This is a genomic window from Plantimonas leprariae (assembly GCF_008802405.1).
Taxonomy (GTDB): Bacteria; Pseudomonadota; Alphaproteobacteria; order Rhizobiales; family Rhizobiaceae; genus Plantimonas; species Plantimonas leprariae.
In genome coordinates, this window is the sequence record NZ_VZDO01000030.1 from 1 (window position 1) to 20,577 (window position 20,577).

The 20,577-nt window shown below is 64.9% G+C and carries 16 protein-coding genes and 1 tRNA gene; 2 read left to right on the forward strand and 15 right to left on the reverse strand.

Translation table 11 applies throughout. The features are described 5' to 3' along the window. Nucleotides 1-135 precede the first annotated feature (135 nt). From fusA to F6X38_RS23590, 15 genes are all read right to left on the reverse strand, one after another. On the reverse strand, nucleotides 136-2,226 hold the full coding sequence (gene fusA, locus F6X38_RS22805) for an elongation factor G (RefSeq protein ID WP_150973972.1): 2,091 nt from the start codon (nucleotides 2,224-2,226) through the stop codon (nucleotides 136-138). A gap of 30 nt (nucleotides 2,227-2,256) precedes the next feature. Further along, nucleotides 2,257-2,727 carry a 30S ribosomal protein S7 gene (rpsG, locus tag F6X38_RS22810; protein WP_150973974.1) on the reverse strand — a complete coding sequence of 157 codons (471 nt, stop codon included), beginning with the start codon at nucleotides 2,725-2,727 and terminating at the stop codon, nucleotides 2,257-2,259. 35 nt (nucleotides 2,728-2,762) lie between these two features. Then, nucleotides 2,763-3,134, reverse strand: coding sequence for a 30S ribosomal protein S12 (gene rpsL / locus F6X38_RS22815; protein WP_150973976.1), 372 nt, complete (start codon nucleotides 3,132-3,134; stop codon nucleotides 2,763-2,765). Between the two features lie 333 nt (nucleotides 3,135-3,467). Continuing rightward, on the reverse strand, nucleotides 3,468-3,944 hold the full coding sequence (locus F6X38_RS22820; protein WP_150973978.1) for a GNAT family N-acetyltransferase: 477 nt from the start codon (nucleotides 3,942-3,944) through the stop codon (nucleotides 3,468-3,470). Between the two features lie 81 nt (nucleotides 3,945-4,025). Further along, nucleotides 4,026-8,228, reverse strand: coding sequence for a DNA-directed RNA polymerase subunit beta' (gene rpoC / locus F6X38_RS22825; RefSeq protein WP_150973980.1), 4,203 nt, complete (start codon nucleotides 8,226-8,228; stop codon nucleotides 4,026-4,028). A 109-nt stretch (nucleotides 8,229-8,337) separates the two neighbouring features. Beyond that, the gene (locus F6X38_RS22830; RefSeq protein WP_150973982.1) at nucleotides 8,338-8,571 is read right to left on the reverse strand and encodes an integrase; all 234 of its coding nucleotides are present in this window, start codon (nucleotides 8,569-8,571) and stop codon (nucleotides 8,338-8,340) included. Between the two features lie 18 nt (nucleotides 8,572-8,589). Further along, entirely contained in the window at nucleotides 8,590-12,732 is a 4,143-nt protein-coding gene (rpoB, locus tag F6X38_RS22835; protein ID WP_150973984.1) for a DNA-directed RNA polymerase subunit beta, read from the reverse strand. Between the two features lie 291 nt (nucleotides 12,733-13,023). Then, nucleotides 13,024-13,404: a 50S ribosomal protein L7/L12 gene (gene rplL / locus F6X38_RS22840; RefSeq protein WP_150973987.1), complete on the reverse strand. Its 381-nt coding sequence runs from the start codon at nucleotides 13,402-13,404 to the stop codon at nucleotides 13,024-13,026. A gap of 54 nt (nucleotides 13,405-13,458) precedes the next feature. Next, nucleotides 13,459-13,977: a 50S ribosomal protein L10 gene (rplJ, locus tag F6X38_RS22845; RefSeq protein ID WP_150973989.1), complete on the reverse strand. Its 519-nt coding sequence runs from the start codon at nucleotides 13,975-13,977 to the stop codon at nucleotides 13,459-13,461. Nucleotides 13,978-14,362: 385 nt separating this feature from the next. Continuing rightward, the gene (gene rplA / locus F6X38_RS22850) at nucleotides 14,363-15,067 is read right to left on the reverse strand and encodes a 50S ribosomal protein L1 (protein WP_150973991.1); all 705 of its coding nucleotides are present in this window, start codon (nucleotides 15,065-15,067) and stop codon (nucleotides 14,363-14,365) included. 5 nt (nucleotides 15,068-15,072) lie between these two features. Next, nucleotides 15,073-15,501 carry a 50S ribosomal protein L11 gene (gene rplK, locus F6X38_RS22855; protein WP_150973993.1) on the reverse strand — a complete coding sequence of 143 codons (429 nt, stop codon included), beginning with the start codon at nucleotides 15,499-15,501 and terminating at the stop codon, nucleotides 15,073-15,075. A 138-nt stretch (nucleotides 15,502-15,639) separates the two neighbouring features. Beyond that, complete coding sequence (gene nusG / locus F6X38_RS22860; RefSeq protein ID WP_150973995.1) at nucleotides 15,640-16,170, reverse strand: transcription termination/antitermination protein NusG; 531 nt, start codon at nucleotides 16,168-16,170, stop codon at nucleotides 15,640-15,642. A gap of 23 nt (nucleotides 16,171-16,193) precedes the next feature. Further along, nucleotides 16,194-16,394 carry a preprotein translocase subunit SecE gene (secE, locus tag F6X38_RS22865; RefSeq protein WP_150973997.1) on the reverse strand — a complete coding sequence of 67 codons (201 nt, stop codon included), beginning with the start codon at nucleotides 16,392-16,394 and terminating at the stop codon, nucleotides 16,194-16,196. A gap of 136 nt (nucleotides 16,395-16,530) precedes the next feature. Next, a tRNA-Trp gene (locus F6X38_RS22870) sits at nucleotides 16,531-16,606 on the reverse strand. A gap of 63 nt (nucleotides 16,607-16,669) precedes the next feature. Further along, entirely contained in the window at nucleotides 16,670-17,476 is an 807-nt protein-coding gene (locus tag F6X38_RS23590) for a 3-deoxy-manno-octulosonate cytidylyltransferase (protein ID WP_161992894.1), read from the reverse strand. 156 nt (nucleotides 17,477-17,632) lie between these two features. Here F6X38_RS23590 and F6X38_RS22885 point away from each other — a divergent pair, with 156 nt between their 5' ends. Together F6X38_RS22885 and F6X38_RS22890 are read left to right on the forward strand one after the other, a co-directional pair. Further along, complete coding sequence (locus F6X38_RS22885; protein WP_161992895.1) at nucleotides 17,633-18,682, forward strand: glycosyltransferase family 2 protein; 1,050 nt, start codon at nucleotides 17,633-17,635, stop codon at nucleotides 18,680-18,682. A gap of 53 nt (nucleotides 18,683-18,735) precedes the next feature. After that, the gene (locus F6X38_RS22890) at nucleotides 18,736-20,487 is read left to right on the forward strand and encodes a hypothetical protein (RefSeq protein ID WP_150974003.1); all 1,752 of its coding nucleotides are present in this window, start codon (nucleotides 18,736-18,738) and stop codon (nucleotides 20,485-20,487) included. The last annotated feature ends 90 nt before the right edge of the window (nucleotides 20,488-20,577 follow it).

Genomic DNA, 20,577 nt, shown 5'->3' on the forward strand with positions numbered 1-20,577 from the left:
GATCAACATGCCCAATCGTCCCAATGTTCACATGCGGCTTGTTGCGCTCGAATTTACCCTTCGCCATCGTGGCTCTCCGTCATCTCGTTTGGGCGTAACGCCCGAATAGGGTTTGATACCGACGCGACGATCGCGTCAGGCGTACTTCTTCTGGATCTCGTCCGCGACCTGGTTCGGGACCTGCTCGTAGTGGTCGAACGACATCGTGTACTGCGCGCGGCCCTGGCTCATCGAACGGAGCGTGTTGACGTAGCCGAACATGTTGGCCAGCGGCACCATGGCGTTGACCGCCGTCGCAATGCCGCGGCCTTCGGTGCCCTGGATCTGACCACGGCGGGAGTTCAGGTCGCCGATGACGTCGCCGACGTAGTCTTCCGGCGTCACGACCTCGACCTTCATGATCGGCTCGAGCAGCTTCGGCCCAGCCTTCTGGATGGCCTCGCGGAAACCGGCGCGGGCCGCGATCTCGAAGGCGAGAACCGAGGAGTCGACGTCGTGGAACGCGCCGTCGATGAGTTCGGCCTTGATGTCGACCATCGGGAAGCCCGCCAGCGGGCCGGAGGTCAGCACGGACTGGATGCCCTTCTGGACGCCGGGCACGTATTCCTTCGGAACCGCGCCGCCGACGATCTTCGACTCGAACTTGAAGCCCTCACCGGCCTCGGACGGCGCGAACACCATCTTGACGCGGGCGAACTGACCCGTGCCGCCGGTCTGCTTCTTGTGGGTGTAGTCGACCTCGGCCTGACGGGTGATCGTCTCGCGATACGCCACCTGCGGGGCGCCGATGTTCGCCTCGACCTTGTACTCGCGCTTCATACGATCGACGAGGATGTCGAGATGGAGCTCGCCCATGCCGGCGATGATCGTCTGGCCGGACTCCTCGTCCGTCTTGACTCGGAAGCTCGGGTCCTCGGCGGCGAGACGGTTGAGCGCGAGGCCCATCTTCTCCTGATCGCCTTTGGTCTTCGGCTCGATCGCGATCTCGATGACTGGCTCGGGGAACTCCATGCGCTCAAGAATGACCGGCTTCAGCGGATCGCAGAGCGTGTCGCCCGTGGTGACTTCCTTCAGACCCGCAAGGGCGACGATGTCGCCGGCGAACGCCTCTTCGATGTCCGAACGCGAGTTCGAGTGCATCTGGAGCATGCGCCCGATGCGCTCCTTCTTCTCCTTCACCGTGTTCTGCAGCGAGGCACCTTTGGCGACCTTGCCCGAATAGATGCGGCAGAAGGTGAGCGAGCCGACGAAGGGGTCGTTCATGATCTTGAAAGCGAGCATCGACAGCGGCTCGTCGTCGGACGACTTGCGCTCGGTCTCGCCTTCCGTCTTCGGGTCGATACCCTTGATGGCGGGCACCTCCACCGGCGAAGGCAGGAAGTCGACGACGCCGTCAAGCAACGGCTGCACGCCCTTGTTCTTGAACGCCGAGCCGCAGAAGATCGGCGTGAACCACACGTCGCAGGTGCCTTTGCGGATCAGCTTGCGCAGCGTGTCGTTGTCCGGCATCTCGCCTTCGAGATACTTCTCCATCGCGCCCTCGTCGACTTCGACGGCGAGCTCGATCATCTTCTCGCGATATTCCTCGGCCTGCGCCTGCAGGTCGGCCGGGATCTCAACCACGTCCCACTTCGCGCCGAGCGTCTCGTCGCGCCAGATCAGCGCCTTCATCTCGATGAGATCGACGACGCCCTTGAACTCGTTCTCGGCGCCGATCGGCAGCTGCACGACGATCGCGCGGGCGCCGAGGCGGGTCTTGACCATCTCCACGCAGCGGAAGAAGTCGGCGCCGGTCTTGTCCATCTTGTTGACGAACATCATGCGCGGAACGTTGTACTTGTCGGCCTGGCGCCACACGGTCTCGGTCTGCGGCTCGACGCCGGCATTGGCGTCCAGCAGCGCGATCGCGCCGTCGAGCACGCGGAGCGAACGCTCCACCTCAATGGTGAAGTCGACGTGCCCGGGGGTGTCGATGATGTTGAAGCGACGGGTCTTGCCGTCGCGACCTTGCCAGAATGTGGTCGTCGCGGCGGACGTGATGGTGATGCCGCGCTCCTGCTCCTGCTCCATCCAGTCCATCGTCGCGGCGCCGTCATGGACTTCGCCGATCTTGTGGGACTTGCCGGTGTAGAAGAGAATCCGCTCGGTCGTGGTCGTCTTGCCCGCGTCGATGTGGGCCATGATGCCGAAATTGCGGTAGTCTTCGATCTTGTATTCGCGGGCCATGGGGCGTCGCCTTTCGAAATCGAGCGCGGGTTACCAGCGATAGTGCGAGAAGGCGCGGTTCGCTTCCGCCATGCGGTGCGTGTCTTCGCGCTTCTTCACGGCGGTGCCGCGGTTGTTGGAGGCGTCGAGAAGCTCGGCCGACAGGCGGTCGACCATGGTCGTCTCGTTGCGGTTGCGGGCCGCGCCAATGAGCCAGCGGATCGCGAGGGCCTGACGGCGCTCGGGGCGCACGTCGACCGGAACCTGGTAGGTCGCGCCGCCGACGCGCCGCGAGCGGACTTCGACGTGCGGTGCAATGTTGTCGAGCGCCTGATGGAACACGGCGATCGCGTCCTGGCGGCTTTTGTTCTGCACGGAGTCGAACGCCCCGTAGACGATCGTCTCGGCGGTGGACTTCTTACCATCGTACATGATGGCGTTCATGAACTTGGTGACGACGAGATCGCCGAACTTCGGGTCCGGGTTGATCTCACGCTTCTCGGCACGGTGGCGACGGGACATCTGCGCTTCTCTCGTACTTCTCGCGGACGGACGACTTACTTCGGACGCTTCGCGCCGTACTTCGAACGGCGCTGCTTGCGGTCCTTGACGCCCTGCGTGTCGAGCACGCCGCGGATGATATGGTAGCGAACGCCCGGAAGGTCCTTCACGCGGCCGCCGCGGATCATGACCACCGAGTGTTCCTGAAGGTTGTGGCCCTCACCGGGGATATAGCCGATGACCTCGAAGCCGTTGACGAGCCGCACCTTGGCGACCTTGCGGAGCGCCGAGTTCGGCTTCTTCGGCGTCGTCGTGTAGACGCGGGTGCAGACGCCGCGCTTCTGCGGGTTCGCTTGCAGCGCCGGGACCGTGTTGCGGTCCGTTGGGCGAACGCGCGGCTTCCGGATCAACTGGTTGATGGTCGGCATTCCAACCTTGCCTCTTCGATCGGTTCTGGTTCGTTACGCGTTGTCGAAACGCTCGATCGGTTCTCGCTCCATGCGCGAAACCGGGCTTTCGATCCGCTTTAACAGCGGATTGCCCGGACACGGAGCAGAGGACCGATACACGGTCTTGCGGCCATCGATTTGACAACTCGTAGAACGAAGCCTTGTTTGAAGCGCTGCTCCGGGGCGTGGCGCCCTGCGGAAGATCGGCCTCACATCGGCTCTGTTGGGCGCGGAATATAGATTCGTTCGAGTCGCGTCAACCCCGTGCCGTTTATGGCAGAACAGCTATGCGCCTAAGGACGCGCTCGGTCGTCAGAGCTGTCGTTCGAGGTAGCGGACGAGCTTCGCCCCATCGTGGATTTCGGCCCGACCTACCTCCAGGAAGCCGAGCCGCTCGTGAAAGGCGTCGGATGCGGCATTCGACGGGCGGATGTTCACTTCGCAGACGACGCGGTCTTGACCGCTTTCCCGAGCAGCAGCGAAGAGCTCGTCATAGAGACGCCGGGCGTGACCGCGACCGCGCGCCGCCTCGGCAACGACCACGCGATCGACATAGACGAACCGCGGATAGCGTTGCCGGAACCAAAGGAAGTTCGGACTGTCGTAATCGGCATCCTGATCGAAAGCGAAGATGAACGCTTCCGTTTTGATCGACCGGGCCAGAAATGCTTGGCTCGCAAGGCGCGCAAACGCATTCTTTTGGAGAAGCGACAGCTCCGCGGCGTGCTCGTTGTTCAGCGCGAGCAGTTGCGGATGGTCCTCCGGCGCGATCGGTCGTGATGCCGTCATCGTCTTCCCTGCCCGCCCTTCCAAAAGAAAAGGCCGCCCGGCGAAGGGCGGCCTCCAATCCTCGCGACGGCGTCCGAATGATTATTCGGCCGCGTCCGTCATCTGGGTCAGCAGGCGATCCGACTGCTCGGTGTTCGCGGCCTTGCTCCGACGATCCTCGACGATGAGGTCGTCGCGCGAGCCCGCGATCCGGCGGATCTGGGTCATGATGCCGCCCGTACCGGCCGGAATGAGCCGGCCGACGATGACGTTCTCCTTCAAACCCTGCAGCATGTCCATCTTGCCGGCGACGGCGGCCTCGGTGAGGACGCGCGTCGTCTCCTGGAAGGACGCCGCCGAGATGAAGCTCGGCGTCTGCAACGAAGCCTTGGTGATGCCGAGCAGCACCGGGTTGCCGATGGCGGGCTTCTTGCCCTCATCGGCGAGACGCTCGTTCAGCTCCGCCAGCTCGATCCGGTCGATGTGGTCGCCCGGGATCAGGCCGGAATCGCCCGACTCGGTGATCTCGATCTTCTGCAGCATCTGCCGCACGATGACCTCGATGTGCTTGTCGTTGATGAGCACGCCCTGCAGCCGGTAGACCTCCTGGATCTCGTTGACGAGGTAGCTCGCCAGAGCCTCCACGCCGCGGATCGCCAGGATGTCGTGCGGCGCCGGATTGCCGTCGAGGATGTAGTCGCCCTTCTCGATGACGTCGCCTTCCTGCAGGTGGAACGGCTTGCCCTTCGGGATCAGGTACTCCACCGGCTCGACGCCGTCCTCATGCGGCTCGACGATGATGCGGCGCTTGTTCTTGTAGTCGCGCCCGAACCGCACCGTGCCGTCGATCTCCGCGATGATCGCGTTGTCCTTCGGACGACGCGCCTCGAAGAGCTCGGCGACGCGCGGCAGACCGCCGGTGATGTCCTTGGTCTTCGCGGACTCCATCGGGATACGCGAAAGGACGTCGCCGGCCTTCACGTGGCTGCCCGGCTCGACCGACAGGATCGCATCCACCGAGAGGAGATAGCGAGCGTCGGTGCCGCGCGCGAGCTTGATGATCGCACCGTCCTTGCCACGGATGACCATCGCGGGCTTGAGGCCCGTGCCGCGCGGGCTCGCCCGCCAGTCGATGACCGCGCGCTTGGTGATGCCCGTCGCCTCATCGGCCTGCTCCGACACGGAAACGCCGTCGACCAGATCCTCGAACTCGACCGTGCCCTCCACCTCGGTCATGACCGGGCGGGTGTACGGATCCCACTCGGCGATGCGCTGGCCGCGGCGCACCTTGTCGCCGTCGTCCACGAAGATGCGCGAACCGTAGGTGACGCGGTGGGTCGCCCGCTCCTTGCCCGCCTGATCGAGGATCAGGACGGCCATGTTGCGGCCCATCGCGACGAGACGCCCGTCGGAGTCGCGCACGACGTTACGGTTGCGGATCTGCACGGTGCCTTCGTAGGACGCTTCGAGGAACGACGAGTCCACCACCTGCGCCGTGCCGCCCATGTGGAACGTCCGCATGGTGAGCTGCGTGCCCGGCTCGCCGATCGACTGCGCCGCGATGACGCCGACGGCTTCGCCCATGTTGACGGGCGTGCCGCGCGCCAGATCGCGACCGTAGCAGATGGCACAGATGCCGGTGCGCACCTCGCAGGTCAGCGCCGAGCGGATCTTCACCGACTGGATGCCGGCCTTCTCGATCTTCTCGACGTCCGCTTCCTCTACGGTCCGGCCGCTCTCGACGAGCACGTCGCCCGACAGCGGGTGCACGATATCGCCGAGCGCGGTGCGCCCGAGGATGCGCTGGCCGAGGGTCGCGACCACCTGACCGGCGTCGACGATGGGCTGCATCGTCAGGCCGTTCTCGGTGCCGCAGTCTTCCTGCGTGATGATGCAGTCCTGCGCGACGTCGACGAGGCGGCGCGTCAGGTAGCCGGAGTTCGCGGTCTTCAGGGCGGTGTCGGCCAGACCCTTGCGGGCACCGTGGGTGGAGTTGAAGTACTCCAGCACGGTCAGGCCCTCCTTGAAGTTCGAGATGATCGGCGTCTCGATGATCTCGCCCGACGGCTTGGTCATCAGGCCGCGCATCGCCGCAAGCTGGCGCATCTGGGTCGGCGACCCGCGCGCGCCGGAGTGCGACATCATGTAGATCGAGTTCATCGGCTTCTGGCGGCCGGTCTCTTCGTTGAACTCGACCGCCTTGATGCGGCCCATCATCTCGTCGGCGATCTTGTCCGTGCACTTGGCCCAGGCGTCGACGACCTTGTTGTACTTCTCGCCCTGCGTGATCAGGCCGTCGTTGTACTGCTGCTCGTATTCCTTCGCGAGCGCCTGCGTCTCGCCGATCAGCTTCGCCTTCGTCTCGGGGATGAGCATGTCATCCTTGCCGAAGGAGATGCCGGCCGTGCAGGCGTGGCGGAAGCCGAGCTGCATGATGCGGTCGCAGAAGATCACCGTCTCCTTCTGACCGCAGTGGCGGTACACCTGGTCGATCAGCCGCGAGATGTTCTTCTTCGTCATCAGGTCGTTGGCGATGTCGAAGGGAACGCGGTGGTTCCGCGGCAGAAGCTGGCCGATGAGCATGCGGCCGGGCGTCGTCTCGTAGATCTTCGAGGTCTCGTTCCCCTCGGCGTCGACAGAGCGGATGCGCCCCTTGATCTTCGTGTGCAGCGTCACCGCCTTCGAGTAGAGCGCGTGCTCCAGCTCGCCGTAGTCAGAGAAGGCCATGCCCTGCCCCGGCTCGTTCTCGTTCATGATCGAGAGGTAGTAGAGGCCTAGCACCATGTCCTGCGACGGCACGATGATCGGCTGACCGTTCGCCGGATGCAGGATGTTGTTGGTCGACATCATCAGGACGCGCGCTTCGAGCTGCGCCTCGATCGACAGCGGCACGTGCACCGCCATCTGGTCGCCGTCGAAGTCCGCGTTGAAGGCCGTGCAGACCAGCGGATGGAGCTGGATCGCCTTGCCCTCGATCAGCACCGGCTCGAAGGCCTGGATGCCGAGGCGGTGCAGTGTCGGGGCGCGGTTCAGCAGCACCGGATGCTCGCGGATCACCTCGTCCAGGATGTCCCAGACCTCCGGACGCTCCTTCTCGACCAGCTTCTTTGCCTGCTTGACGGTGGACGAATAGCCCTTGGCGTCGAGCCGCGCGTAGATGAACGGCTTGAACAGCTCCAGCGCCATTTTCTTCGGCAGGCCGCACTGATGCAGCTTCAGCTCCGGCCCCGTCACGATGACCGAGCGGCCGGAATAGTCGACGCGCTTGCCGAGGAGGTTCTGGCGGAAACGGCCCTGCTTGCCCTTCAGCATGTCCGAGAGCGACTTCAGCGGCCGCTTGTTGGCGCCGGTGATGACGCGGCCGCGCCGGCCGTTGTCGAACAGCGCGTCGACCGCCTCCTGCAGCATGCGCTTCTCGTTGCGCACGATGATGCCGGGCGCGCGGAGCTCGATCAGACGCTTCAGGCGGTTGTTGCGGTTGATGACGCGGCGATAGAGGTCGTTGAGGTCGGAGGTCGCGAAGCGGCCGCCATCGAGCGGCACCAGCGGGCGCAGGTCCGGCGGGATCACCGGCACAACGCGCATGACCATCCACTCCGGCTTGTTGCCGGACTCCAGGAAGTTCTCGACGATCTTCAGCCGCTTCATGAGCTTCTTCATCTTCAGATCGGATGAAGTCTCGGCGATTTCCGAACGCAGGTCCCCGGCGATGCGCTCAAGGTCCATGGCGGCGAGCAGGGCCTGGATGGCTTCCGCGCCGATGAGGGCGGTGAACGAGTCCTCGCCATACTCGTCGACGGCGATCAGGTACTCCTCCTCCGACAGGAGCTGGTGCTCCTTCAGGGGGGTAAGGCCCGGCTCGGTGACGATGTAGTTCTCGAAGTAGAGGACGCGCTCGATGTCCTTCAGGGTCATGTCGAGCAGCGTGCCGATGCGGCTCGGCAGCGACTTCAGGAACCAGATGTGCGCGACCGGGGCGGCGAGCTCGATATGGCCCATCCGCTCGCGGCGAACGCGCGACAGCGTCACCTCGACGCCGCACTTCTCGCAGATGATGCCCTTGTACTTCATGCGCTTGTACTTGCCGCACAAGCACTCGTAGTCCTTGATCGGGCCGAAGATGCGCGCGCAGAACAAGCCGTCGCGTTCCGGCTTGAACGTGCGGTAGTTGATCGTCTCCGGCTTCTTGATCTCGCCGAACGACCAGGAAAGAATCTTCTCCGGCGACGCCAGCGAGATGCGGATCGAATCGAACGTCTGCGCCTGCACCTGCGGGTTGAAGAGATTCATGACCTCTTGGTTCATGGTCTGTCTCCTTTTAGGGCGATCGCCCCGTTCGCGCCGTCCGGCCGGCGCTGAGGAATTCCGGTGATGGAAGCGCCCGGCGTAGGGCGCTCCTCGGATTCGCGAAGGCCTAGCTAAAGACCTTGAAAAGAATGGTGATGCTGATGGCGAGGTTTACTCCGAGCATCCACTGCAACAGAGTGAACCGGCCTTCCGCCTTCTGCTCCAAGCGTCCGACTGAGGCATCCACCGTCGCTATCTGCTTCTGAAAGTCGGCGACTTCTTCCGCTGCTCTACGCGCCTTATCGTCGTCGACATTGGCAGACCGCAGGGCATCGTAGAGGGCACCGACCATCAGAGCCATTGAGCAAAGTACCCTTTCTTACTCGGCCGCGTCGGGCAGGCGTTCCAGCGGCTGGTCGAGCGGCACGGACTGCGACAGGTCGACGTCGAGGCCGAGCGAGCGCATCTCCTTGACGAGCACGTTGAAGCTTTCCGGGATGCCCGACTCGAACGCGTCGTCGCCGCGCACGATCGACTCGTAGACCTTCGTGCGACCCGCGACGTCGTCGGACTTCACCGTCAGCATCTCCTGCAAGGTATAGGCCGCGCCGTAGGCTTCCAGCGCCCAGACCTCCATCTCGCCGAAGCGCTGGCCGCCGAACTGCGCCTTGCCGCCGAGCGGCTGCTGCGTGACCAGCGAGTACGGGCCGATCGAGCGGGCGTGGATCTTGTCGTCCACCAGATGGTGCAGCTTCAGCATGTAGATGTAGCCGACCGTCACCTGCCGATCGAAGGCGTCGCCCGTCCGGCCGTCGTAGAGCGTGACCTGACCGGAACCGTTCAGACCCGCCTTCTCCAGCATCTCGACGATGTCGTGCTCGACCGCGCCGTCGAAGACCGGCGTCGCGATCGACACGCCCTTGCGCATCTGCTTCGCCAGCGTCACGACGCCGTCGTCGTCGTAGTTCGCGACCTTCTCGTTGCGCTCCGAGGAGCCGAGAATGCCGGCGATCTCCTTGCGGAGCGGCTCGACGTTCTGGTTCTCCAGATACGCGTCGTAGAGCTCGCCGATCCGCTTGCCCATCCCGGCGCAAGCCCAGCCGAGGTGCGTCTCGAGGATCTGACCGACGTTCATGCGCGACGGCACGCCGAGCGGGTTCAAGACGATGTCGACATGCGTGCCGTCCTCGTTGAACGGCATGTCCTCCACCGGCACGATGCGCGACACGACGCCCTTGTTGCCGTGACGACCGGCCATCTTGTCGCCCGGCTGGATCTTGCGCTTGACCGCGACGAAGACCTTCACCTGCTTCATGACGCCAGGCGGCAGTTCGTCGCCGCGCTGCACCTTCTCGACCTTGTCCATGAAGCGCGCTTCGAGCGTCTTCTTGGCTTCGTCGTACTGGTTACGCAGCGCCTCGACCTCGCCCTGCAGACGCTCGTCCTCGACGGCGAACATCCACCACTGCGAGCGCGAGAACTCCTGCATCAGCTCGGGATTGACCTCCGAACCCTTCTTGAAGCCCTTCGGGCCGGACACCGCCACTTTGCCGTTCAGCATCTCGCCGAGGCGGCCGTAGGTGTTGCGGTCGAGGATCGCCTGCTCGTCGTCGCGGTCCTTGGCGAGGCGCTCGATCTCCTCGCGCTCGATCGCCATGGCGCGCTCGTCCTTCTCGACGCCGTGGCGGTTGAACACGCGCACCTCGACCACCGTGCCGTAGGTGCCGGGCGGCATGCGGCTCGACGTGTCGCGCACGTCCGAGGCCTTCTCGCCGAAGATGGCGCGGAGCAGCTTCTCCTCCGGCGTCATCGGGCTTTCACCCTTCGGCGTGATCTTGCCGACCAGGATGTCGCCCGGCTGCACTTCCGCGCCGATATAAACGATGCCGGCTTCGTCGAGGTTCTTCAGCGCCTCTTCCGACACGTTCGGAATGTCGCGCGTGATCTCCTCCGGGCCGAGCTTGGTGTCGCGCGCCATGACCTCGAACTCCTCGATATGGATCGAGGTGAAGACGTCGTCGGCGACGATCCGCTCGGAAAGGAGGATCGAGTCCTCGTAGTTGTAGCCGTTCCACGGCATGAACGCGACGAGCACGTTCCGGCCGAGCGCCAGATCGCCGAGGTCGGTCGACGGGCCGTCCGCGATGATGTCGCCCTTGCGCACCCGGTCGCCCACCGCCACCAGCGGCCGCTGGTTGATGCAGGTGTTCTGGTTGGAGCGCTGGAACTTCATCAAGCGGTAGATGTCGACGCCGGACTTGCCCGGCTCGACGTCCTCGGTCGCGCGGATGACGATACGCGTCGCGTCCACCTGGTCGACGATGCCGGTGCGGCGCGCGCCGATCGCGGCGCCGGAGTCGCGGGCGACGATCGGCTCCATGCCGGTGCCGACGAACGGCGCCTCGGCGCGCACAAGCGGCACGGCCTGACGCTGCATGTTCGAGCCCATCAGCGCGCGGTTGGCGTCGTCGTTCTCAAGGAACGGGATCAGCGCCGCCGCGACCGACACGAGCTGCTTCGGCGACACGTCCATCAGATCAACGTTCTCGCGCGGAGTCAGACCGACGTCGCCGGCGTGACGGCAGACGATCAGCTCCTCCTCGAAGCTCATGTCGGCGCTGATCGGCGCGTTGGCCTGCGCGACGTGGTGCTTCGCCTCCTCCATCGCCGACAGGTAGACGACCTCGTCGGTCACCTTGCCGTCCACGACGCGCCGGTACGGGCTTTCGATGAAGCCGTACTTGTTGACGCGAGCGAACGTCGCCAACGAGTTGATAAGGCCGATGTTCGGGCCTTCCGGCGTTTCGATCGGGCAGATGCGGCCGTAGTGCGTCGGGTGGACGTCGCGCACCTCGAATCCGGCGCGCTCGCGCGTCAGACCACCCGGGCCGAGCGCGGAAAGCCGGCGCTTGTGGGTGATCTCCGACAGCGGATTCGTCTGGTCCATGAACTGCGAGAGCTGCGACGAGCCGAAGAACTCGCGCACGGCCGCGGCGGCCGGCTTCGCGTTGATCAGGTCCTGCGGCATGACAGTGTCGATCTCGACCGACGACATGCGCTCCTTGATCGCGCGCTCCATGCGGAGCAGGCCGACGCGGTACTGGTTCTCCATCAGTTCGCCGACCGAGCGGACCCGGCGGTTGCCAAGGTTGTCGATGTCGTCGATCTCGCCGCGGCCGTCGCGCAGGCCGACGAGCGTCTTGACCACCGCCAGGATGTCCTCCTTGCGGAGCACGCGCACAGTGTCCTCGGCGTCGACGTCGAGACGCATGTTCATCTTGACGCGGCCGACGGCCGAGAGGTCGTAGCGCTCCGGATCGAAGAACAGCGAGCGGAACATCGCCTCCGCCGTTTCCATCGTCGGCGGCTCGCCCGGACGCATCACGCGGTAGATGTCGAACAGCGCGTCCTGACGGCTCTCGTTCTTGTCGATCGCGAGTGCGTTGCGAATGTAGGCGCCGACCGTCACGTGATCGATGTCGAGCACGTTGATCTCGTCGTAACCGCCGTCGGTCAGGACCTTCAACGACTTCTCGTCGATCTCGTCGCCGGCTTCGAGATAGACCTCGCCCGTCTGGTAGTTGACGATGTCCTCGGAGAGATAGTTGCCGTAGAGGTCCTCGGCGGTCGCGCGCAGCGCCTTGACGCCGCGCTCCTTGAACTGCCGGGCCTGCCGGGCGGTCACCTTCTTGCCAGCCTCGACCAGCACTTCGCCGCTATCGGCGTCGACGATGTCGACGACGGCCGTCTGGCCGCGCAGGCGCTCGACGGAGAACGGCACGCGCCAGCCGTCCTTGCTCTTCTTGAACTGGACGATGTCGTAGAAGGTCGAGAGGATTTCCTCGCCGTCCATGCCGAGCGCCATGAGCAGCGACGTCACCGGGATCTTCCGGCGGCGGTCGATGCGCGCGTAGACGACGTCCTTGGCGTCGAACTCGATGTCGAGCCAGGAACCGCGATACGGGATGACGCGGGCGGCGAAGAGCAGCTTTCCGCTGGAGTGCGACTTGCCCTTGTCGTGGTCGAAGAAGACACCCGGCGAACGGTGCATCTGCGAGACGATCACGCGCTCGGTGCCGTTCACGATGAACGTGCCGTTGGACGTCATGAGCGGCATGTCGCCCATGTAGACGTCCTGCTCCTTGATGTCCTTGATGGACTTGGAGTTCGTGTCCGGATCGATATCGAACACGATGAGGCGCAGCGTCACCTTCAGCGGCGCAGCGAAGGTCAGGTCGCGCTGCCGGCACTCGTCGACGTCGAACTTCGGCGCCTCGAACTCGTACTTGACGAATTCGAGCATCGCCTGACCCGAGAAGTCGGAGATCGGGAACACGGACTTGAACACGGACTGCAGGCCCTCGTCGGGGCGGCCGCCTTCCGGCTCCTTGACCATCAGGAACTGATCGTAGGACGCCTTCTGCACTTCGATCAGATTGGGCATTTCCGCGACTTCGGGCGTGGACCCGAAGAACTTGCGCACTCGCCTGCGACCGCTGAACGTCATCGTGGTCTGAGACATCGTCGCTCCTTCGTACCGCTGCGCCGGACCAGCGGGTATCAACATGTTTCTCCCATCGGCAAGGGAGAGGCCGGGCGCGGCGGGAGATCCGCTTCCCGGGTCGTCGCATTCGCCGCGCGCCGCTGGCGCGCCACCCGAGTCTCCGAACCGCCGCCACGGCGGTCGGGACACCCGCGTCTCCTGTGTGCTCCCCGGCTCATCAGCCCTCAGGAGCGCGGAAAGCGGAACGGCGAAGAGCCGTCCCGCTGACCTGTATGCGTATTGAAGCGCGAGGGCGCGAGGCCCCCGGGCTTACTTGACTTCGACCTTGGCGCCAGCCTTCTCGAGCTGGTCCTTGATCTTGGCCGCCTCGTCCTTCGAGACGCCTTCCTTCACCGGCTTCGGCGCGCCGTCGACGAGATCCTTCGCCTCCTTCAGGCCGAGCGAGGTGATCGCGCGGACTTCCTTGATGACGTTGATCTTCTGAGCGCCGGCCTCCTGGAGGATGACGTCGAACTCGGTCTTCTCTTCCTCGACCGGAGCGGCCGCGCCGCCCGCGCCGCCGGCCGCCGCGACGGCGACCGGAGCGGCGGCGGAAACGCCCCATTTCTCTTCGAGCATCTTCGACAGCTCGGCCGCCTCGAGGACGGTCAGCTGCGACAGGTCTTCAACGATCTTGGCGAGATCGGTCATGTTTCGGTTTCCTTAAGGTTCGAACTTCTGAAGTCGGGTGCGAAGCTTGAAGCCTCACGCCGCCTCGTCCTTCTTGGCATATGCCCCGAACACGCGGGCCAGCTGACCGGCCGGAGCCGCGACGACCGACGCGATGCGCTGCGCCGGCGTCTGGATCATGCCGACAAGCTTGGCGCGCAGTTCGTCGAGCGACGGGAGCGAAGCAAGCGCCTTCACTCCTTCCGCGTCGAGGGCGGTCGTGCCCATCGCGCCGCCGAGGATTACGAGCTTATCGTTACCCTTGGCGTAGTCGTTGGCGACCTTGGGCGCCGCGATCGGATCTGTCGCGTAGCAGACAAGCGTCTGCCCGAGAAACAGATCGGCGATCCCTTCGGCGTCCGTGCCTTGAAGAGCGATCTTGGCGAGGCGGTTCTTCGCGACTTTGACGGTGGCTCCCTGCGCGCGCATCTTCGACCGAAGGTCGTTCATCTGCGCGACAGTGAGGCCGGCATAGCGAGCCACCACGATCGAGCCCGAGCCCTTGAAGGTCTCGTGCATCTCGGTGACGAACTCGCGCTTTTGCGCTCTGTCCACTGCCACTCTCCATCTGGCGCAAGCCTCAAGAAAAGCTTGCGCCGGTTGCCTTATGCCGCTCCGGCGAACCGAAGCGACGCTCGAGGATCCTGTCCCCTCGCGCCTGAAGTCCTTTCGGAACCCGCAAGCGGCGCAAGGCATTCTGAGGTTCGAACCACGTCCGGGCAGCGCCCGGAAGAACTAAAATCGAACACCCGGTCTCATGCAGGCTGGAAGCCAATTAAGAGTCGGAGCCTGAAGCTTCGAACTCGCCTGCAATCTCGGACAGGTCGGGGAAGCGTTGCCGCCGCCCCTGCGCCGGCGCGCGGACGCGCCGGAATCTGATATCGGAAGAGGCCGCATATGGGTGCGGCCTATCCGGAATTGAAGCCCCGACGGGCTGGGATCAGGCGGTCGTCGCCTGCAGCGTCGACAGGTCCACCTTGACGCCCGGACCCATGGTCGAGGTCAGCGAGACGCGCTGCAGGTAGTTGCCCTTCGCGCCGGACGGCTTCGCCTTCTGCACCGCATCCGCAAAGGCGCGGATGTTCTCGGCGATCTGCTCCGCACCGAACGACACCTTGCCGACGCCGGCGTGGACGATGCCGGCTTTCTCGACGCGGAACTCGACAGCGCCGCCCTTCGAGGCCTTCACCGCCGCCGTCACGTCCGGCGTCACGGTGCCGACGCGCGGGTTCGGCATCAGGCCGCGCGGCCCGAGCACCTTACCGAGGCGACCGACGAGACCCATCATGTCCGGCGTCGCGATGGCGCGATCGAAATCGATCTGGCCGCCCTGCACCGCTTCCACGAGGTCCTCGGCACCGACGATGTCGGCACCGGCCGCCTTCGCCTCGTCCGCCTTCGCGCCGCGCGCGAAGACCGCGACGCGGACCGTGCGGCCCGTGCCGTTCGGCAGGTTGACGACGCCGCGCACCATCTGGTCGGCGTGACGCGGATCGACGCCGAGGTTCATCGCGATCTCGACGGTCTCGTCGAACTTCGCGCTGGCGCGGTCCTTGATCATCTTGACGGCCTCGTCGAGCGCGTAGAGCTTCGTGCGCTCGATGCCATCGCGGGACTTCTCGACCCGCTTCGCAAGCTTCGCCATCGTCCTCAGCCCACCACTTCCAGGCCCATGGAACGCGCCGAACCCTCGACCATCTTCATGGCCGCATCGACGTCGTTCGCGTTCAGATCCTTCATCTTCGCGGTCGCGATCTCGCGCACCTGATCGCGCGTGACCTTGCCGGCGACGTCCTTGCCCGGAAGCTTGGAGGCCGACTGGATGTTCGCCGCCTTCTTCAGGAAGTAGCTCACCGGAGCCGTCTTCATGACGAAGGTGAAGGACTTGTCCTGGTAGTACGTGATCACGACCGGGACGGGCGAACCCTTCTCCATTTCCTGGCTCTGCGCGTTGAACGCCTTGCAGAACTCCATGATGTTGATGCCGCGCTGACCGAGGGCCGGGCCGATCGGCGGCGACGGAGTCGCCGAACCGGCCTTCACCTGCAGCTTGAGCTGGCCTGCGATCTTCTTAGCCATGCCTTCTGCCCATGTTGTCCGCCGATGCGACCGGAAGGTCGGAAGCGGGTTGCAGTCGCGCGGTGCGGCGCGTCACCGGACGGCTGTCCCGGCTTCGCCTCCCGCGCACGAAAGAGCCGCTAACGGCCCCCGTTCCGGTCAGACCTTCTCGACCTGACCGAATTCCAGATCGACGGGCGTCGCGCGCCCGAAGATCGAGACCTCCACTTTAAGGCGCGAGCGCTCCGGGTCGATCTCCTGGACGATGCCGTTGAACGAGGCGAACGGCCCGTCCGATACTCGCACCTGCTCGCCGATGTCGAAGAGCACGGTCGGCTTCGGCCGCTCCACACCCTCCTGTACCTGGTTCAGGATGCGGTTCGCCTCCGCTTCCGTGATCGGGACCGGACGGTTGTCGGGCCCAAGAAAGCCCGTAACCTTCGGCGTGTTCTTGATCAGCGAGAACACCTGATCCGTCAGCTCGGCCTTCACCAGCACGTAGCCGGGGAAGAACTTGCGCTCGGCATCGACCTTCCGGCCGCGCCGGACCTCGACCACCTTCTCGGTCGGCACGAGGATGCGCTCGAACTTCTCGGACAGACCCTTCTGACGGGCCTGTTCCTCGATCGATTCGGCCACCTTCTTCTCGAAGTTCGAGTAGGCGTGGACGATGTACCAGCGAGCTGTCATGTGCGTCGAACTGCTTCCGCCAATCAAACGGCCGTGCCTTGCAGAAGGCTCATGGCGTAGCCGAACACCATGTCCGCGATGAAAAAGAACGCGGACGCGAACACCACCATGATGAGAACCATCACCGTCGAGATGCCGGTTTCCCGGCGCGACGGCCACACCACCTTCGCGGTCTCGGCTCGGACCTGCGAAAGGAAGGTGAAGGGGTTGGACTTTGCGGCCATACGATGCCCACGCACGAAGGCGCGTCGAAGCGAAGATCACCCCGCGCGCCCGGAATTCAGTTGATTGCGGGCTTCATAGCGGCATGCCGGGTGATTCACAAGCCCCGGCAAAAAGCAATAACGAGATTGTAAGGATTGGCAGGGGCAGAGGGGCTCGAACCCCCGACCTGCGGTTTTGGAGACCGCCGCTCTACCAACTGAGCTATACCCCTATCCCGCCTGCACATACCGCCCGGAGGATCGCCGCGCAACAGCGAAACGCGGCCGTCCCCGCCCTAAAGTTCGGTGCCCTTGCGTCTTCTGAAGACCTTGAACGCCTCGCGCACTCCCCGCCCCACCTTGGTGACCGACCAGAGGCGCTCGACGAACATGTCCGTATGCTCGATGCGCTGCGACAGCACCTCGTAGCCGATCTCCACGAAGCGTGATCGTTCGACGTCGGGGAACTGCCGCGCGAGCGCCTCAATGGCGCTCGGGTCGAGGACGCTGCTCGGTTGCAGCCGGACGCGTCCGCTCGTCTCGAACAGCCGGAGGGCGATGCGTTCGAAGGCCCAGTCGTGAACGTCGAAGACCTTCCACTTCTCGCTACGGCGCCCGGTGAAGCCGCAGCCGTAGAGCTCGCCGCTTAGTTTCTGGCTCGCCAGCCACGCCACCATCGCATAGCCGCTGCTTGCGGTCTTCGCCGCCGTATATCGGGTCCGGAAGAAATCCGTCAGGTCGAGAAAGACCACCTCTGGGAAACCGAAGGCTTCAGCCGGGGCGAAGTTCTCCCGCGTACCGCAGCGCAGGTCGACCACCGCACGCAGCGCGCCGGGGGCGAAGCAATTCAGGATGCCGCCGATCTTGTGCTTGCGCACGATGGCGGGGCCCTCCTTGCCGCTGCGCGCGACGAGAACCGAAGGGCGGTCGAACGGTTCGCTGAGGACGCGTGTGACGTCGTTGAAGAACACGAACAAGGCGTCGTCCGGCATCGTGCGGCGAAGTTCGGTGACGTCTGACGCCTGACTGTTGGCGACGAGGACGACGGCCGGATGCCGGCCGATCAGCGTCAAGAGGTCCGTATCGGGCGCGCTCGATGTCATCGGTTTCCGCTGGCTCGCGACGGGATGGCCGGGCCGGCGGCCCGCCGCCGCTCCGCTTGGACCATGCCGGGCCGGACCGCAAGACGGCTCATCGCGATCGGCGCTGCCGCTTCCCCGCCGCTTGTCGCTCGCAGCCCCTTGTGCCAGTGGTCGCCCATGACACGACCGCCGAACACTCCCGTCTATCCGGTCGCGGCCGCTTCCGACTGGAAGCGGATGGGCCGGATGTCGCTGCCGGATCGGGTCCGCCTCTTCGTCCGGGATCGCCGCTATCGTAAGCGCACAATGAGCCGCGAAGGCATCCGCTTCGATCTCGTCCGGCGGGCCTCGACGCCGTCGCCCGGCCCGCAGGACGTCGTGCTCCTCTGCGTCTGCCGCGATGCAGAGCGATATATTCCGTCATTCCTAGCACACTACCGGAAGCTTGGGGTCGCTCGCTTCGCTTTCGTCGACGACAAATCCGGCGACGCGACGCGCGCCCTCCTCGATCAGCCGGACGTCGACCTGTTCGAATCCAACGTCGACTACCGCGCGACCGGTGGCGGCCTCCTTTGGCGCGACATGCTGGTGGAACACTACGGCCGCGGACGCTGGTACGTCTCCGTCGACTGCGACGAGTACCTCGTCTTCCCCGGCTGCGAGGCGCGGCCGCTGGCGAGTTTCATCGCCGACCTGCAGGGCAGGCGCCTGAAACGGGCGATGGCGGTGATGCTCGACATCTATCCGGATGGCCCCTTGCGCGACGCGCCGTCCCATCGGCCGGCCGCCGCGATGCCGGCAAGCCTCTACCCGCTGTTCGACGGCGACGGCTACGATCTCGAGAACGGCCCGACCTGCCTGTCGGTTCGCGGCGGACCACGCCAGCGGATGTTCGGCGTGCGGATGCGGATCAACAAGTTCCCGGTCATCCACATGGACAGGCGGTCGCAGTTCAGCGGCGGTGCCACGCACGGCCCTTTCCCGTTGTACCGCAACTTCACCGCCGTGCAGTGCGTGCTTCTCCATTACAAGTTTCCGGCGGACGCGGTCGAGGAGTTCCGCAAGATCGTCTCTCTCGGACAGCACGTCGGCGGATCCAAGTTCTACAAGGCGATCCTCGAGCACGAAGCCTTCGGAGAGGAAGCCGACCTGCGATACGAGGCGTCGATGCGCTACGGCACGTCCGAGGACCTCGTGCGACACGGCTTCATCCAGGATCTTCGCTGAACGAAGCGACGCGCCCGCCCATCCCATCCCCCCGCCGAACGCCCTTTCCCGCGATGAACAGCCGCTTCAACTACATCGAGACGCCGCCCTCGCGCCTTGCAACCTTCGTCGGCCATCGCCTCGCGGCGCGCGACGAGGATGCGCCCTGGCTCGCGATGAGCCTCTTCCTCGGATTGGTCGCCTCGGTCGCCTTCCTCATCGTAGCGTTCCGTCATGGCGGCAGTATCCAGGATGACGGCCGGATGTTCCTCTCCTGGACGAGCCGGTGGGACGATTCCTCGCTGCTTCGGAACGACCTGATGGCCAACTTCTGGGAATCGGTCAGTCCCTGGTTCTTCCGCGGCGTCTACCGAGCCGCTTGGCTCGTCGGCATTCCGCCGCTCGTCTTCACGAAAATCCTGCCGGCGCTGCTCTATCCGCTCATCGCCCTGTTCGCCTACCGTTTCGTGCGAGCGATCGGCGGGGAACCGCTGCTGGGCTTCGTCGCGGCCGCGATCGTCCTGCACTCGCTCGTGCGCGAGGACGTGGTGATCAGCGCAACCCCGCGCAGCTTCTGGCCGGTCCTGCTGCTTGCCTGCCTCGACGGCTTGGCTCGGCGCCGCGCGCTGCAGACCTCCCTCGCTCAATTGGCCATGACCGGCACCTATCCGCAGATGTCGTTGGTCATCGCATCGATGATTGGCTTCACCTTCATTACGCCGTGGCGAAGACCCTATCTCGACCTCAGCCGCGATCGCATCGTTCTCGTCGCGTGCGCGGCGGTCGCGACGATCGCGGGGCTGCTGCCGTTTCTCCTGGCCAGCGGCCAGTTCAGTCCGACGATCACGCTGAGCGAAGCGTTGAACACCCCGACCTTCGCCGCCGGCGGCCGAGGCACGATCACGGAAACGAACGGGACGCTCGATTTCCTGTGCGCCCCGCGGCTCGGCCTCTTCAACGGCCGATGCAGCCAGCCGTTCGAGCAGGATATCGTCCTGACGCTCGCCGTCTGGCTCATCGGTCCGGTCCTGCTGTTCCTGCGGATGTTTCGAGGCCGGAGCGGCGGTATGCGCTCGGAACTGCCCCTCTATTTCCTCGCGATGTCGCTCGGCTGGTTCGTCCTGGCGGCGCTGGTTCTCTTCAAGCTGCATCTGCCGAATCGCTACACGATCGGCCTGTCGGTCGTCTCGCTCGTCACCACCCCGGTGATCGTCGTCGAATGGATCCGCGATCGCCCCTTCCCGCAATGGCTCGTCCGGTGGAAGATCGGGCGCACGATCATGCTCGGCGGCACGGCTGCGGTGCTGATCCTGACCGTGGTCGGCGCAGCCGCGGTGCGATCGACCTTCCGCCTGCCGAAGAACCCGGAGCTCATCGCGGCGATCGCGGCGATGCCGAAGGACGCCGTGGTCGGAGGTTTCGTTCGCGACCTCGACTTCTCGCCGGTTCTGACGCGCCGCTCGACACTGTTCAGTCGCGAACTCGCGATCGCCTATCAGCTCGGCTATTTCCAGCCGACGATCGCCCGGATGGAAGCGGTGCGGAATGCCGTGACGACCCGCGATCCGGCCGCACTCGCGTCGAGCCTGCAATCGTTGAGGTTGGATGTCCTGCTGATCCATCGGGCCGATCTGGCGTCGGGTAGAGTGCCGATGGACTTCCGCGGATTCTTCGGCTCGGACCTCGACCGGTTCGAACGGGACGCAGCCGCTTCAGGGAAGCCCCCGCTGATCGCGGGGCTGGCGGAAGGCTGCACGGCGGGCACCTACGGCGACGTGGTCGCTCTCGACGCCCATTGCCTCATGAAAAAGGCCGGAACATCCTGAGGGACGATCCGGCCTCGATCGATCGAAAACGGGACGGGCCGTCAGACCCTTCCCGCCCCCGTCACTCGACGATGCTTGACACGATCCCGG